Annotated in this window: 19 protein-coding genes; 10 read left to right on the top strand and 9 right to left on the bottom strand. The window is 29.8% G+C overall.

Features of this window, described 5'->3' with window-relative positions:
- Positions 1 to 36: 36 nt before the first annotated feature.
- Positions 37 to 336 (bottom strand): hypothetical protein, encoded by a 300-nt coding sequence (locus RN605_RS00795; protein ID WP_313321505.1) that lies wholly within the window; start codon positions 334 to 336, stop codon positions 37 to 39.
- Positions 337 to 474: 138 nt separating this feature from the next.
- Here RN605_RS00795 and RN605_RS00790 point away from each other — a divergent pair, with 138 nt between their 5' ends.
- Genes RN605_RS00790 through RN605_RS00780 form a run of 3 tightly spaced genes read left to right on the top strand, consistent with a single transcriptional unit; the run spans position 475 to position 2,874 of the window.
- Positions 475 to 945, top strand: a complete 471-nt coding sequence (locus RN605_RS00790; protein ID WP_313321504.1) for a hypothetical protein — start codon at positions 475 to 477, stop codon at positions 943 to 945.
- A 53-nt stretch (positions 946 to 998) separates the two neighbouring features.
- Positions 999 to 2,288: a peptidase T gene (gene pepT, locus RN605_RS00785; protein WP_313321503.1), complete on the top strand. Its 1,290-nt coding sequence runs from the start codon at positions 999 to 1,001 to the stop codon at positions 2,286 to 2,288.
- A gap of 10 nt (positions 2,289 to 2,298) precedes the next feature.
- The gene (locus RN605_RS00780) at positions 2,299 to 2,874 is read left to right on the top strand and encodes a DUF1801 domain-containing protein (protein WP_313321502.1); all 576 of its coding nucleotides are present in this window, start codon (positions 2,299 to 2,301) and stop codon (positions 2,872 to 2,874) included.
- 48 nt (positions 2,875 to 2,922) lie between these two features.
- On the opposite strand, the gene yajC is transcribed toward RN605_RS00780, so the two are convergent.
- The 4 genes from yajC to RN605_RS00760 form a co-directional block, all read right to left on the bottom strand.
- The gene (gene yajC / locus RN605_RS00775) at positions 2,923 to 3,198 is read right to left on the bottom strand and encodes a preprotein translocase subunit YajC (protein ID WP_313321501.1); all 276 of its coding nucleotides are present in this window, start codon (positions 3,196 to 3,198) and stop codon (positions 2,923 to 2,925) included.
- 5 nt (positions 3,199 to 3,203) lie between these two features.
- Positions 3,204 to 3,713, bottom strand: a complete 510-nt coding sequence (locus RN605_RS00770) for a DUF1573 domain-containing protein (protein WP_313321500.1) — start codon at positions 3,711 to 3,713, stop codon at positions 3,204 to 3,206.
- Positions 3,714 to 3,725: 12 nt separating this feature from the next.
- A complete protein-coding gene (gene nusB, locus RN605_RS00765; RefSeq protein WP_313321499.1) occupies positions 3,726 to 4,631 on the bottom strand; it encodes a transcription antitermination factor NusB in 906 nt (301 codons plus the stop codon).
- A 112-nt stretch (positions 4,632 to 4,743) separates the two neighbouring features.
- A complete protein-coding gene (locus tag RN605_RS00760) occupies positions 4,744 to 5,850 on the bottom strand; it encodes a Glu/Leu/Phe/Val dehydrogenase dimerization domain-containing protein (RefSeq protein ID WP_313321498.1) in 1,107 nt (368 codons plus the stop codon).
- A 200-nt stretch (positions 5,851 to 6,050) separates the two neighbouring features.
- Here RN605_RS00760 and RN605_RS00755 point away from each other — a divergent pair, with 200 nt between their 5' ends.
- Both RN605_RS00755 and RN605_RS00750 read left to right on the top strand, forming a co-directional pair.
- Positions 6,051 to 7,808 (top strand): ABC transporter ATP-binding protein, encoded by a 1,758-nt coding sequence (locus tag RN605_RS00755; RefSeq protein ID WP_313321497.1) that lies wholly within the window; start codon positions 6,051 to 6,053, stop codon positions 7,806 to 7,808.
- A 70-nt stretch (positions 7,809 to 7,878) separates the two neighbouring features.
- The gene (locus tag RN605_RS00750) at positions 7,879 to 8,256 is read left to right on the top strand and encodes a PUR family DNA/RNA-binding protein (protein ID WP_313321496.1); all 378 of its coding nucleotides are present in this window, start codon (positions 7,879 to 7,881) and stop codon (positions 8,254 to 8,256) included.
- Between the two features lie 42 nt (positions 8,257 to 8,298).
- On the opposite strand, the gene RN605_RS00745 is transcribed toward RN605_RS00750, so the two are convergent.
- Positions 8,299 to 8,640 carry a tRNA-binding protein gene (locus RN605_RS00745; RefSeq protein WP_313321495.1) on the bottom strand — a complete coding sequence of 114 codons (342 nt, stop codon included), beginning with the start codon at positions 8,638 to 8,640 and terminating at the stop codon, positions 8,299 to 8,301.
- A gap of 114 nt (positions 8,641 to 8,754) precedes the next feature.
- On the opposite strand from RN605_RS00745, the gene glgA reads away from it, so the two are divergent.
- Positions 8,755 to 9,981 (top strand): glycogen synthase, encoded by a 1,227-nt coding sequence (glgA, locus tag RN605_RS00740; protein ID WP_313321494.1) that lies wholly within the window; start codon positions 8,755 to 8,757, stop codon positions 9,979 to 9,981.
- A gap of 23 nt (positions 9,982 to 10,004) precedes the next feature.
- Positions 10,005 to 11,279 carry a glucose-1-phosphate adenylyltransferase gene (locus RN605_RS00735; protein ID WP_313321493.1) on the top strand — a complete coding sequence of 425 codons (1,275 nt, stop codon included), beginning with the start codon at positions 10,005 to 10,007 and terminating at the stop codon, positions 11,277 to 11,279.
- A 32-nt stretch (positions 11,280 to 11,311) separates the two neighbouring features.
- On the opposite strand, the gene RN605_RS00730 is transcribed toward RN605_RS00735, so the two are convergent.
- The gene (locus tag RN605_RS00730; protein ID WP_313321492.1) at positions 11,312 to 11,623 is read right to left on the bottom strand and encodes a cytochrome c; all 312 of its coding nucleotides are present in this window, start codon (positions 11,621 to 11,623) and stop codon (positions 11,312 to 11,314) included.
- Positions 11,624 to 11,714: 91 nt separating this feature from the next.
- The gene (locus RN605_RS00725) at positions 11,715 to 12,647 is read right to left on the bottom strand and encodes a peptidylprolyl isomerase (RefSeq protein WP_313321491.1); all 933 of its coding nucleotides are present in this window, start codon (positions 12,645 to 12,647) and stop codon (positions 11,715 to 11,717) included.
- 71 nt (positions 12,648 to 12,718) lie between these two features.
- Here RN605_RS00725 and RN605_RS00720 point away from each other — a divergent pair, with 71 nt between their 5' ends.
- Complete coding sequence (locus RN605_RS00720; RefSeq protein WP_313321490.1) at positions 12,719 to 13,168, top strand: DUF1569 domain-containing protein; 450 nt, start codon at positions 12,719 to 12,721, stop codon at positions 13,166 to 13,168.
- Between the two features lie 3 nt (positions 13,169 to 13,171).
- Here RN605_RS00720 and RN605_RS00715 read toward each other — a convergent pair whose 3' ends face one another.
- On the bottom strand, positions 13,172 to 13,603 hold the full coding sequence (locus RN605_RS00715; RefSeq protein ID WP_313321489.1) for a DUF1573 domain-containing protein: 432 nt from the start codon (positions 13,601 to 13,603) through the stop codon (positions 13,172 to 13,174).
- A 93-nt stretch (positions 13,604 to 13,696) separates the two neighbouring features.
- On the opposite strand from RN605_RS00715, the gene RN605_RS00710 reads away from it, so the two are divergent.
- Both RN605_RS00710 and trmD read left to right on the top strand, forming a co-directional pair.
- Complete coding sequence (locus RN605_RS00710; RefSeq protein ID WP_313321488.1) at positions 13,697 to 14,497, top strand: class I SAM-dependent methyltransferase; 801 nt, start codon at positions 13,697 to 13,699, stop codon at positions 14,495 to 14,497.
- 16 nt (positions 14,498 to 14,513) lie between these two features.
- A complete protein-coding gene (trmD, locus tag RN605_RS00705) occupies positions 14,514 to 15,191 on the top strand; it encodes a tRNA (guanosine(37)-N1)-methyltransferase TrmD (RefSeq protein ID WP_313321487.1) in 678 nt (225 codons plus the stop codon).
- Positions 15,192 to 15,193 lie beyond the last annotated feature (2 nt).

The following is a 15,193-nucleotide window of genomic DNA, read 5'->3' as shown; positions in this document are numbered from 1 at the left end:
AAAGTACTTTGGCTTTTTTTTAATACGTAAAATGAATTATCTATTTTGTTCTTCAGAAACTTCAGCATCTTCTTCTGCCGAATTCCTCGCTTCTAATCCCTGAGCTGGCAAGAGTTTTTCATTATAATATTCATGCGTTTTATCAACTAAATCTTGGTTTACCTGACTTAATTTACCATTAAGTGTTCCAAGGAATTTCTCTAAATCTCTGTCTGGTTTGTTAAATAAATCTACTTGTAACTGACCAATTTTTTGCATCAAACTTTCATAGGAATTCTTTATGTCTTCCAATTTGTTATAATGACTCTGAATACTTTCCAAATTACTCTCTTTCATGATTTCAAATTTTAAGTTATTTTTGTAAGATAGTGATTTTTAATGAAATAAAACAGAAAAACATTAACAACAGTAATGTTAATTGAAAATTTTCTATACTAAAAACCTATTTATTTCGTTTTAAAATAAACCATGCTCATGAAAAAAATATTTGTTTTTTGTTTAGTCTTATTGTTTATCGCTTCGTGTAAATCAAAAAAAGCAACTTCAGATTCTTTTGATTCAAAAGCTATAAAAACCGTTTCTCCAAGTGAAGTTGAATCAATTAAAAAAGACAGAGCTTTTGATTTAGGCAATCGTCTTTTAGAAACTTGTAACACTTCAAAATTTAAAGTTTTTAGTCCAAACGAAGCCACTCAAAAAGTCATTGATAATGCAACTCCAGAACGCATTTCGGCTACTTGCAAAAAGATAAACATGAGAAACGGAAAGTATCTTGGTTTGGATTTAATAGAAATAACTTTTAATCCTGTGACCGAAGAGCATGTTTTCAGATACATGATTTCTTATCAAAAAAAATTATACAAGCGAGAATTGTATGTTACCATAAATAAAGAGGACAAAGTTTCTGCGATATCTACCAAAGAAATTAATCCGAAACCTATGTAAAGAATTTTGAATTTGTTTTTTTTGAATTAGTATCTTTGAAAAAAATAACTTTCATGCAACATATTATAGACCGTTTTATTAGTTATGTAACTATTGACACAGAATCTGACCCGAATTCAACAACAACTCCAAGTACTGAAAAACAATGGAATCTTGCCAATAAATTAGTTGAAGAACTAAAATCTATTGGATTGAAAGAGGTTACAATTGACAAACACAGTTATGTAATGGCAACATTACCTTCAAATGTTAAAGAAAAAGTACCAACTATTGGTTTTGTCTCTCATTTTGACACAACGCCAGATTTTACCGGAAAAGATGTAAAACCACAAATTGTAAAAAATTATGATGGTGGCGATATTGTTTTAAATAAAAAAGAAAAAATCATACTTTCTCCAAATTATTTCAAAGATTTGTTGCAATACAAAGGTCAAACTTTAATTACTACTAATGGTTTAACGCTACTTGGCGCAGATGACAAAGCTGGAATTACAGAAATTGTCACTGCAATGGAATATTTAATCCAGAATCCAGAAATTAAGCACGGAAAAATTAGAGTTTGCTTTACACCTGATGAAGAAATTGGTCGTGGTGCCGATTTATTTGATGTGAAAAAATTTGGTGCCGATTGGGCTTACACTATGGATGGAAGTCAAATTGGTGAATTAGAATATGAAAACTTTAATGCTGCAGGCGTAAAAATTACATTCAAAGGAAAAAGTGTTCATCCTGGTTACGCAAAAGGGAAAATGATTAATTCGATGTTGATTGCTAATGATTTCATTAATGAATTACCAAAAAATGAAATTCCTCAAGAAACAAAAGGTTATGAAGGATTTTTTCATGTTACAGATATTCAAGGAAGCATTGAAGAAACCAAATTGGAATTAATTATTCGTGACCATGATATGAAAAAATTCATCAAGCGTAAAGAATTAGTTCATAAAATATGTAAAAAAATCAATAAGCAGTTTGAAAAACAATTTGGCGAAGACATTGTGATTTGCGAAATCAAAGATCAATATTATAACATGAAGGAAAAAGTAGTTCCAGTAATGTTTATTGTTGATTTGGCCGAAAAAGCAATGAAAAACTTAGGAATTAAACCAATAATTAAACCTATACGTGGCGGAACTGATGGTTGTCGTCTTTCATACATGGGTTTGCCTTGTCCGAACATCTTTGCTGGCGGACATAATTTTCACGGAAAATACGAATATGTTCCTGTAGAAAGTATGCAAAAAGCAGTAGATGTAATTGTGAAAATTGCCGAACTTACTGCTACAACTGATTTTTCTAAAACTGAAAAGAAAAAAGAAAAAAAAGGAAAAAAGAAAAAGTAATTTTTCAACAATGGAAGAAAGGAAAACTTGGGATAAAACCAATCAATGGGCTGAAGAATTGGGTAAACTTCGGGAAATTATCCATAAAACTGAGTTGGTGGAAACCAATAAATGGGGTGGTGAAGTTTATACGTTAAACAACAAAAATGTTTTAGGAATTGCAGGTTTCAAAAACTATTTTACTATTTGGTTTTGGAATGGTGTTTTCTTAAAAGATGAATCCAAAGTTTTGATTAATGCCAATGAAGGCGTTACTAAAGGTTTACGCCAATGGCGTTTAACATCTGCTTCTGAAATTAATGAAAAATTGATTCTTCAGTACATTAATGAAGCCATAGAAAACGAGAAAAAAGGACTTTCAATAAAACCCGAGAAAAAGGAAGCAATGAAATGTGATTTTTTTGAGAATGAATTGAATAATAATTCATTACTAAACGAAGCTTTTCTTAAATTCACACCATATAAGCAAAAAGAATTTTGGGAATATATGGCAACTGCAAAACAAGAAAAAACAAAAATAACTCGTTTTGAAAAAATAAAACCAATGATTTTAGAAAACAGAGGTTTGAATGATAAATACCGATAAAAAAAGTCCTTTCAAATGAAAGGACTTTTTTTATTAATCAAATATTAATTATGCTTTTTTGTTCAAAGCAGCAGTTAATTCTAAAGAAATTGCAGAACGCTCAATCTTTAACTTTCCTGACATAGTTTCCATAACTGCTGAAGAATCAGTTAACTCAACTATTTTTCCGTGAAAACCACTTTTAGTAATTATTTTATCACCTACTTTTAACGACGCATCAAACTCTTTTTCTTGTTTAATTTTCTTTTGTTGTGGTCTAATCATAAAGAAATAGATAACCACGAACATTAATAAAAAAGGTAAAAACTGATTTAAATTTCCCATAGTAATTATTTTTTTTGCTCCTTATTCGGAACATTTATAAAGGTTTTTATTTTTAGTAATTCATTTCTAGATTCTGTATTACAAGATATTGTAATAGTCTTCATAGTTTGGCCACTTTTTCCAGCTGAATTAAATGTTACTTTTATTTTTCCGCTTTCTCCTGGCTTAATTGCTTCTTTTGGATATTCTGGCACAGTACAACCACATGATGCTTGAGCATGAGTTATTATCAAATCAGCTTCTCCTGTATTTTTAAACGAAAAAATATGATCAACTTTATCTCCTTGATTAATTTCACCAAAATCAAATTCAGTTTCTGCAAAAGTCATTACAGGATATTTACCGTCAACTGGTTTTGAAAGTTCTTCTTTCTGGATTTCTTCTGGTCTAATTAATCCATGTTTCTCATCCATTCTTGGATTTGAATCATTCTCTGAAGGACCAACTTCTTTTTTACAAGAAACTTGCAATGCCAAAATGGCTACAAGACACATAAAATTAATTTTCTTAATCATATAATTTAAAATTTATAACAAACCTCTTCCTGTTTTTTTGATTTTATTTTCCATGTTAAATTCTTTAACCAAATTATCTAAAATTCCGTTGATGAAAATACTACTTTTAGGAGTAGAATATTCTTTTGCAATTTCTAGATATTCGTTAATGCTTACTTTAACTGGAATTGAAGGGAATTTTAAAAATTCGCATATTGCCATTTTTAGAATAATTGTATCTATTTCGGCTATACGTTCTGTATCCCAATTTGGTGTTTTGTCTTCATATTCCTTGGAGAACTCAGCTTCGTTCAAAACTGTTTTTCTAAACAGATTACTCACAAACTCTTTATCTTCTTCATCTTTGTAAAGCTTTGAAACTTTAAAATCTTCGCCTTCTTCAATGTGTTTTAACTGTTTTAAAATTTGAGTATTTACAACAGGAATATCGTCAATCCAAGTTAGTTTATGATCTTCAAGATATTCATATAATTTTTCGTTTGGCGCAATAACTTCAGTAAATAAATCAACTATAAATTGCTTATCGTCTTCGTATGAAGTAGTTTTTTGAAGCATGTATTTTTGATACAACAAACTCTTTTTAACTTCGTTTAATAAAATGATAATATAATCATCATTTTTTTCCCAATTGTCAATTTTTCTGTTTTTAAGCGCAATACTAATCGTATTACTTTCAGACAATTGATTCAACAAAGCGTTGTTTACAAACTTTTTGTTAGGATTTTTTTCTTCTGGAGTTGCAAGATGTTTTTTGCTGGAAGTTTCAAGAAATTGAATTTCTTTTTTTTGAATTTCTATTAGTGCCGAAATCATAATTAGATACAAATCCAATATATTGTCGATACTATTATAAAGAAACTTTTCTTCTTTTTCAATATCGTCTGATTTTTTTTGATGCATTGCATAAATAGATTGCATCACTTTTAGTCGAATATGTCTTCTGTTTAGCACTTGTAAGAACTTTAAAAATTAACAAAGCGAAAGATAACCTTTCGCTTTGCAAAAATAATACTATTTTAAAAACTTGCTATTATTTATTAGCGTTTTCTTTTTTTCTTTGCTCAATTCTAGCTTCTGCTATTTCCATAGCAGCTTGTTGCGTTGTAATTGCCTTACTATCTGCGTGTTTGAAAATCTCTAAAGTAGTATTGTAGATGTTTTCTGTTCTACGCATTGCTTCTTCTTTAGAATATTTTACAATTTCACCGTAAACATTTATAATTCCACCTGCATTAATTAAGAAATCTGGAGCATAAGCAATACCTCTTTCTCTTAAAATTTTTCCGTGAATTTCTTCTACTGCTAATTGATTATTAGCTGCACCAGCAATAACTTTTGCTTTAATTTTATAAACTGTATCGTTGTTAATTGTAGCTCCAAGCGCACAAGGTGAATAAATATCAACATCTGCACCATAAATATCATCTCCTTCAAAAACTATAGCTCCATATTTTTTTGCAACCTCTTCTTTTCTTGAATAATTAATATCAGAAACATAAACTATTCCGCCTTCTTTAGTGATGTATTCTACTAAAGTTTCTCCAACATGTCCTGTCCCTTGAACTAATATTTTTTTACCAGCTAAACTTTCAGAACCAAATTGATATTTAGCCGCAGCTTTCATTCCCATGTAAACTCCATAAGCTGTAACTGGCGATGGATTTCCTGAACCACCTTTTTCTTCAGATATTCCGGTAACAAAAGGTGTTACTTCGTGAATTCTATCCATATCGGCAGTAGTTGTTCCAACATCTTCAGCTGTAATATATCTTCCGCTCAATGAATTTACATATTCACCAAACTTAGTAATCATTTCTGGAGTTTTATCTAATTTAGAATCTCCAATAATAACGGCTTTTCCTCCTCCAAGATTCAATCCTGTAATTGCAGATTTATAAGTCATTCCACGAGAAAGTCTCAAAACATCATTTAAAGCTTCCCATTCATTGTTATACTTCCACATCCTTGTTCCACCTAAAGCTGGTCCCATAACCGTATTATGAATACCAATAATTGCTTTTAAACCTGTATATTTGTCGTGACAAAAAACTATTTGTTCATGATTATCAAATGATAATTGTCCAAAAACAGGATCCATTTTTTGCAACTCAGCTGGGTTTGTAATTTCTAAATTCATGCTGTAATAAATTAATTGGTATTTATTGTTTTTTCAAAAACATACCGCAAAATTATAATATTATTCAATAATATTTGCTTTAAATAGAAATAATTATGAAATTGTTAATAAAAATGGTTTTAACTAAAAATTCATCAATTACACATTTTTTAACATTTTAACATTTATCATTTAAAAAAGTTGCCTTTTATCATTTTTCTATGAAAGAACTTCAACACCTAAACAAATATTTTGTTAAATACAAATACAGGTTTCTTCTAGGCATAATAATTACTATTATCGCACAAATTTTCATGCTGTTTACACCCAAACTAATCAGCAAATCTTTTAAAGCAATTGAAGATTTTAATAATCAAAATATTAGCTCTGAAATTATAAAAGGACAATTAATTGAAAACATACTTTTAATTATCGGAACAGCTTTAATTGCTGGTATATTGACATTTTTAATGCGACAAACATTAATTGTAATGTCTAGACATGTAGAATTTGATTTAAAAAATGAAGTCTTCAAACATTATGAAGTACTAGACCAAAATTTCTATAAAAGAAATAGAACTGGTGATTTGATGAATAGAATTAGTGAAGATGTTTCGAGAGTAAGAATGTATGTTGGTCCTGCTGTTATGTATACCATTAATACATTAATTCGTTTTACAGTTGTAATTATTTATATGTATAATGTTTCTCCAAGATTGACTTTATATACAATTCTTCCATTGCCAATTTTGTCCTATATAATATTTAAACTTAGCAAAGAAATAAATAAACGAAGTACTATTTTTCAACAATACCTTTCCAAAGTTTCAAGTTTTACACAAGAAATTTTTTCTGGAATACGTGTTGTAAAAGCGTATTCATTAGAAAAACAACATCAAGACAACATGATTGACTTAGCTAATGAAAGCAAAACCAAAAGCATGAATTTAGCCAAAGTACAATCGCTTTTTGGACCGTTAATGATTGCTTTGATTGGTATTAGCAACTTAGTTGTTATCTATTTTGGCGGAGTAATGTATATCAACGGAAGCATTGAAAGCATTGGAACCATTGCCGAATTTATTTTATATGTAAACATGTTGACTTGGCCAGTTGCTTCAATTGGATGGGTTTCTTCGTTGGTTCAAGAAGCCGAAGCTTCACAAAAACGTATTAATGAATTCCTGAAAATTGAGCCAGAAATCAAAAACAAAGCAACCAACAGAACTGAAATTAAAGGAAATATTGAATTTAAAAATGTTTCATTTACCTATGATGACACAAATATTCAAGCTTTAGAAAATATTTCTTTCACGGTTAAAAAAGGTGAAACTCTAGCCATTTTGGGGAAAACTGGTTCGGGTAAATCAACTATTTTATCTTTAATAACCAGGTTGTATCATGTAAAAGAAGGCAAAATTACAATTGACGGAAATCAAATTGATAATGTAAACTTATTTGATTTAAGAAATAGTATTGGCATTGTTCCTCAAGATGCTTTTCTATTTTCTGATAGCATCAAAAACAATATTAAATTTGGAAAAGAAAACGCTACTGATGATGAAATTATAAAAGTTGCTCAACAAGCTGTTGTACACGAAAACATTATTCAATTCAATAAACAATACGAGACAATTTTAGGCGAACGCGGAATTACACTTTCTGGCGGACAAAAACAAAGAGTATCAATTGCTAGAGCAATTATTAAAAATCCTGAAATTTTACTGTTTGATGATTGTTTATCGGCTGTTGACACAGAAACCGAAGAACAAATTTTGAATAATCTATTTGAAATCTCAAAAGATAAAACCACAATAATTGTAAGTCACAGAGTTTCATCAGCCAAAAATGCCGATAAAATCATTATTCTTGAAGATGGAAAAATCATTCAAGAAGGTTCTCATAATCAATTAGTAAACCAAGAAGGTTATTATGCCGAATTATATTTGAAACAACTTTCTGAAAAAGAATTAAATTAAATGTTGTTTCGTAACGAAAAAATTACCATTTTTGAACATTACAGTAACATAAAATTAGACTGAAAAAAATATGAGAGAAAATGATATGTTAGAAAAAGATGAAATTTTTTCTAAAGTTTTGAGAGCAGGAAGAAGAACTTATTTCTTTGATGTTAGAGCTACAAAAGCAGATGATTATTACATTACCATTACTGAGAGTAAAAAATTTACTGAAGAAGATGGATCGTTTCACTTCAAAAAACATAAAATCTATTTATACAAAGAAGATTTTGCTGCCTTTTCAGAAATTCTAAGCGAAATGACTGACTACGTTTTACAACACAAAGGCGAAGAAGTAATTTCAGAAAGACACCAAAAAGATTTCAAAAGAGAATACAATCAAGAAACTAGTGAAGAAAAACCAACTTCAGAAAAAAGTTTTACCGATATCGATTTTGATGATATTTAATCAAAAAAATAAAAACCCAAAACTCTAGTTTTGGGTTTTTATTTATCCAATTCGCAAACCATTTTCCACTTTTAAATCTGAACTTAACAAAACAATATCGTTATCTACTCCAACTGAACCTAAAACCAAACATTCACTCATAAAATTTCCAATTTGTTTCTTCGGGAAATTTACAACTGCAACAATTTGTTTTCCAATCAAATTTTTCTTCTCATAACGTTTCGTAATTTGAGCTGATGATTTTTTTATCCCTATTTCATTACCAAAATCAATACTTAATTGATAAGCAGGTTTTTTGGCTTCTGGAAAATCATTTACTTCAATAATAGTTCCAATACGTATATCAACTTTTTCAAAATCACTCCACGAAAGATTATTTTCCATAAAATTTACATTTTTTTATAGTTTTTATATCAGTATAAATGTAATAAAAACAATTAATTTCCCTAACTTTAAAAAGTAAAACAACAATAAACCAAAAACTACTTTTTTCTATAAATGAAAATTGCTCTTTATACCAACGAATTTCCACCAAATATTTATGGCGGCGCAGGAGTTCACATCGATTTTTTAAGTCAAGAATTAGCCAAATTAGCCAATGTTGAAGTTAGATGTTTTGGTAATCAAAATGAAACTCTAGACTCTATGAATGTTCTAGGAATTCAATCTTCATTGACCAAAATGGAAGATGAAAACAATTCACACATTAAAATGTTTCATAATCTGAGCAGAAATGTAGAAATGTCGCAACATACCATGCAAGCTGACGTTGTTCATTGTCACACTTGGTACACGCATTTAGCTGGAATTTTTACCCGTGAATTGCTTCAAATTCCGTTGATTTTAACAACACATAGCTTGGAAACTCATCGTCCTTGGAAAGTTGAACAATTAGGAAATGGATATTTTCTTTCTCGTTGGATTGAACACCAAGCTTACAATACAGCTGATGGAGTAATTGCTGTTAGCGAGCAAATGAAAACTGATGTAGTAGAAGCTTATGGAATAAATCCTGAAAAAGTAAAGGTGATTCACAACGGAATTGACCCTGAGTTTTACAAACCAACTTTCGATAATAATTTGCTTGAAGAATATGGCATCAATCCAAATATCCCATTTGTTTTGTTTGTTGGAAGAATTACACGCCAAAAAGGAATTTCGCAACTGATTGGTGCTGCACAATATTTTACAAAAAATTGTCAAATAGTTCTTTGCGCTGGCGCACCAGACACACCAGAAATTGCCAAAGAAACCGAAGAATTGATTACAGAATTACAATCAACTCGTGATGGTGTAATTTTAATTTCTGAAATGTTACCACGTGAAAAAATAAAAGTTTTATATAGTCATGCGAGAGTTTTTGCTTGTCCATCATTATATGAACCTTTTGGAATTATCAATTTAGAAGCAATGTCTTGCGAAACACCTGTTGTAGGAAGTGCTGTTGGTGGAATTCCAGAAATAATTATTGAAAATGAAACTGGTTATTTAATTCCTTTAGAAAGCAAATCACGAACTGATTTTTACCCTAAAGATGAAGCAGTTTTTCAAAAACACTTTGCAGAAAAAGTAAATTGTTTACTAGAAAATAAAACTTTAGCTATACAAATGGGAAAAGCAGGAAGAAAAAGAGTTTTAGATATTTTTAGCTGGGAATCAATTGCAAAAACTACCTATAATTTTTATCAAGAAGTACAATCTAAATTCGAGAAAGAAAAAGCATAATAAAACTATTAAAAACCAACAAAATGATTATTAAAAGCACATTAGCTATAATTCTTGGTGGCGGACAAGGTTCAAGATTAGCACCATTAACTGAAAGTCGTTCAAAACCAGCGGTACCAATTGCTGGAAAATATAGATTGGTTGATATTCCAATTTCAAATTGCATTAATTCTGATATTAAAAGAATGTTTGTTTTGACACAATTTAATTCGGCATCATTAAATCAGCATATCAAAAATACTTATCATTTTAGTCATTTTAGTCAAGCTTTTGTTGATATTCTTGCTGCCGAACAAACTCCTGAAAATCCTACTTGGTTTCAAGGTACTGCTGATGCAGTTCGTCAATGTATGACACATTTTTTGAATCACGAATTTGAATATGCTTTAATACTTTCTGGCGATCAATTGTATCATATGGATTTTAATGAAATGATTGATGCACATCAAAAAAATGGAGCAGACATTTCAATAGCTACTTTACCTGTAACTGCTAAAGAAGCCACAGAGTTTGGAATCTTAAAAACGGATGAAAATAATTTTATTAGCTCATTTATTGAAAAACCTGCTGCTGATTTATTACCAGATTGGACATCAGAAGTTAGTGATGAAATGAAAAATGAAGGTAGAAATTACTTAGCATCGATGGGAATTTACATTTTCAATAGACAACTTTTGATTGATTTGATGAAAAATCCAGATACTAAAGATTTTGGAAAAGAAATTATTCCTCAAGCCATTGGAAATAAAAAAGTATTAAGCTATCAATACGAAGGCTATTGGACTGATATTGGGAACATTGATTCTTTTTTTGAGGCAAACCTTGGCTTAACTGATGAAATTCCAAAATTCAATTTATTTGACAATTCTTGTAAAATTTATACTCGTGCCAGAGTTTTGCCTCCATCAAAAATTACAGGTGAATCTTCCTTTGATAAATCAATAATTGCTGAAGGCTGTATAATTGATTCCTCTAAAATAGAACATACAGTTGTTGGAATTAGAAGTAGAATTGGGAAAAACAGTTATATCAGAAACACTTATTTGATGGGAAATGATTTTTATCAAAATTTAGATGAAATAAGTCATAACCTTCAAAATAATATTATCAATATTGGAATTGGTGAAAATTGCTATATCAACAATACAATTGTAGATAAAAATTGTAGAATTGGTAATAATGTAAAACTAAATGGCGGAAAACATTTAGAAGATCAAAACACTGAACTTTACACAATCAAAGACGGAATAATTGTTGTCAAAAAAGGAGTTACAATTCCTGATGGCTTTGAAGTTTAAATAAAAAATCCCGATAAAATCGGGATTTTTTATTAGTTCATAGAAACGTAATTATATATTTTCATTCCTTGAGTATCATCTAAATGAGCTTTCTTTTGCATCCTTTGAACTATTGGTTTCCATTCTTCGGCTGAGAATTGTTTTGGTTCATATAGTTTATGACATTTAGCACAATTATTTTCATACAAATTTTTTCCTTCAGCTAATTCTGGAGTCAAAACGGTTGATACAGCAACTTTTTCTTCCGATTTAACGGCTTCAGTAGTTGTAGCTACAGCAGATTTTGAAGCACATGAATAAATTAGAACAGCTAATAATGTAAAACTTACTACTTTAAATTTCATATCTTTTTATTTAGTTGGTTGGGCTAAATATAAAAAAAACACCCAACAGAAAGCTGTTGAGTATTTTTATTAAGCAATTATTAATATTTCTTTATTTTACATCCATTAATTCAACATCGAAAATTAATGTTGCATCTGGTGGAATAACTCCTCCAGCACCAGCTGAACCATATCCTAAATAAGATGGAATTACAAAACGAGCTTTATCACCAACTTGCAACAAAGAAATCCCTTCATCCCAACCTTCAATAACATGTCCTTTCCCTAAAGGAAATTCAATTGGTTTTTTTCTTGGATATGATGAGTCAAAAGTTTTACCATTATCTAATTGTCCTGTGTAATGAACAGAAACCGTTTTTCCGCTTTCAGCTTTTTTCCCGTTTCCTTTCTGAATAATTTTATAACGCAAACCGCTTTCTGTTTTATCAAATCCTGCAGCCAATTTCTCCATTGCTTCCTCAGCTTGTTTTTTCGCTTCTTCAATTCTTTTTAAACGTGAACCTTCAAAAGTTCTGAAAGCTTCGATAGCATTCCATTTTTTTGCCTCATCACCTACTCTAACAATTTCTAAAGATTCTAAAACATCACCTTGAGCAACTGAATCTACAACATCTTGTCCTTCTACAACATGACCAAAAACAGTATGTTTTCCGTCTAACCAATTGGTTGGAACATGCGTAATGAAAAATTGAGAACCGTTTGTTCCAGGTCCAGCATTTGCCATTGACAGAACTCCTGGTTTATCATGTTTTAAACTTGGATGAAATTCGTCATCAAATTTATAACCTGGACCGCCAGTTCCAATTCCTTGAGGACAACCGCCTTGAATCATAAAATCAGGAATCACTCTGTGAAATTTTAAACCATCATAATAAGGTTTTCCCATAGGCTTTGCATCATTTTCTAATTGTCCTTCTGCTAATCCAACAAAATTTCCAACTGTTCCAGGTGTTAAATCGTGAGTTAATTTTACTAAAATCGAACCTTTAGTAGTGTTGAATTTAGCATATATTCCATTTTCCATACTTTGATTTTTTTAATGAAGTGCAAATTTACTATTTATATTGTAAATTTGTTTAACAAAAACCTAAAACCATGAGTTCTATTTATAATAAAACCGATAATGATTTAATAATTGCAAGAATACAGAATTTATCACCTGACAGTAAAGCACTTTGGGGAAAAATGACTGTTGATCAAATGCTTTCTCACTGTCAAGCTCCAATGGATTTTGCTTTTGGTAAAACACCTATGAAAGCAAATTTTATTATGCGAATGTTTGGAAAAATGTTAAAAGGAAAAATTTTAAATTCGAGCGAATTCAAAAAAAATAGCCCAACAGCGCCAGCATTTATTAGAACCGAAACGTATGATTTTGAAGATGTTAAAAATGGTTTAATTGAAAGAATAAATACTTTTTCTGAATTAGGCGAAAAAGCTATAAAAACCACTAAACATCCTTTTTTTGGTAAAATGACTTATGATGAATGGAGTAAACTGCATACGATGCATCTTGACCATCATTTAAAACAATTTGGAGTATAAAAACTAATTTGTTACATTTCCTTTTAATGCTAATATTGTGTAAGGTGGAACTGTATTAGCTTCAACTACAATATTTTTTTCAGCAAATCCAACTACTTCGGGCTTAAATTTCACCGTTATTTTAGTGGAATCATTTTTAGTTGTTGGCTTCTTTTCAAAATCAATAATAATACATTTACAATTTGACATTACATTTTTTAACAACAATTCTTTGTCAGTTGTATTTTTGATATAAAAATCATGAGTTAAACTATCTTTCAATGAAATTTCTTTAAATCTATATACTGAATTTTGTACTTTTATTTCAGTATTATCAGGGTTTAAAATATTATTAATTTCATCTTTTTTTAAACTAAATAATAAAACTTTTAAGAGATAAATTATCGCTAAGAGTAAAATAGATATTGATACAAATAGTACTATGATTTTTTTCATATATTATAAAAATATTTTAAATATAATATATTTAAACGAAATTGCGATGTCAAGATGAGCTTACTATAAATTTCAAAATCATTTCATCAAAAAATGGAAAACATTTCAAATTACATTAACATCAACAAACAAACTTGGAACAACAAAACCGATGTTCACGTTGCATCTGAATTTTACGATAACGAAAGTTTTATAAAAGGAAAATCGACTTTAAACTCAATAGAATTAGAACTTCTGGGTGATGTTGAAGGTAAAAAAATATTGCATTTACAATGTCATTTTGGACAAGATAGCTTATCATTGGAACGATTAGGTGCAAAAGTTACAGGAGTTGATTTATCAGACAAAGCAATTGAAAAAGCTAATGAACTGGCAAAAGAATTAAATCTTGACGCCAAATTTATTTGTTCTGATGTTTATAATTTACCAAATATTTTAAATGAAAAATTCGATATTGTTTTTACCAGTTATGGAACAATTGGTTGGTTACCCGATTTAGATAAATGGGCAAAAGTTGTATCGCATTTTTTAAAGCCAAATGGAACATTTATAATGGCTGATTTTCATCCAGTGGTTTGGATGTATGACAATGATTTCAAAGAAATTTTTTATAATTATTTCAATATTGAACCAATTATCGAAAATGAAACTGGAACTTATGCAGACAGATATTCTAACATCGAAGCCAAAACAATAACTTGGAATCATTCTATTTCTGAACTTTTAAATGCTTTAATTTCAAACAATTTAGTCTTAAATCAATTTAACGAATTTGATTATTCGCCTTATAATTGTTTCAATAAAACGGAAGAATTTGAAAAAGGAAAATTTAGAATTTCACATTTTGAAAATAAAATCCCAATGATATACTCCATTTTAGCTACTAAAAAGTAAACCTTATCTTTGCCTCATGCGAATAGACATCATCACCATATTACCCGATTTATTACGAAGTCCTTTTGAAGGTTCAATCATGAAACGTGCCATTGAAAAAGGATTAGTGGAAGTTCATTTTCACAACTTAAGAGATTATACTACCAACAAACAAAAATCGGTTGACGATTATCAATTTGGTGGTGGCGCAGGAATGGTAATGATGGTTCAACCCATTGATGATTGCATAACTTATTTAAAAAGTCAAAGAAACTACGACGAAATAATTTATATGTCGCCTGATGGAGAAACGTTGAACCAAAAAATGGCAAATTCTATGTCGCTTTATGAAAACATCATCATACTTTGTGGCCATTATAAAGGTGTTGACCAACGAGTTCGCGACCATTTTATCACCAAAGAAATTTCAATTGGAGATTATGTTCTATCTGGTGGCGAAATTGGAGCTATTGTTTTATGCGATGCAATTATTCGTTTAATTCCTGGAGTTTTATCAGATGAAACTTCGGCTTTGACTGATAGTTTTCAAGATAATTTACTTTCTGGACCAATTTATACTCGACCAGCTGATTATAAAGGCTGGAAAGTTCCAGAAGTTTTAACAAGTGGTCATTTTGCAAAAATTGAGCAATGGCGTGAAGAAAAAGCATTTGAGCATACTAAAAATCGTCGTCCTGATTTATTAGAAGATTAATT

Source organism: Flavobacterium sp. PMTSA4, assembly GCF_032098525.1.
Lineage (GTDB): Bacteria > Bacteroidota > Bacteroidia > Flavobacteriales > Flavobacteriaceae > Flavobacterium > Flavobacterium capsici.
Note: the sequence above shows the minus strand (reverse complement) of the source record. Positions and strands in the feature narration are given on the sequence as shown.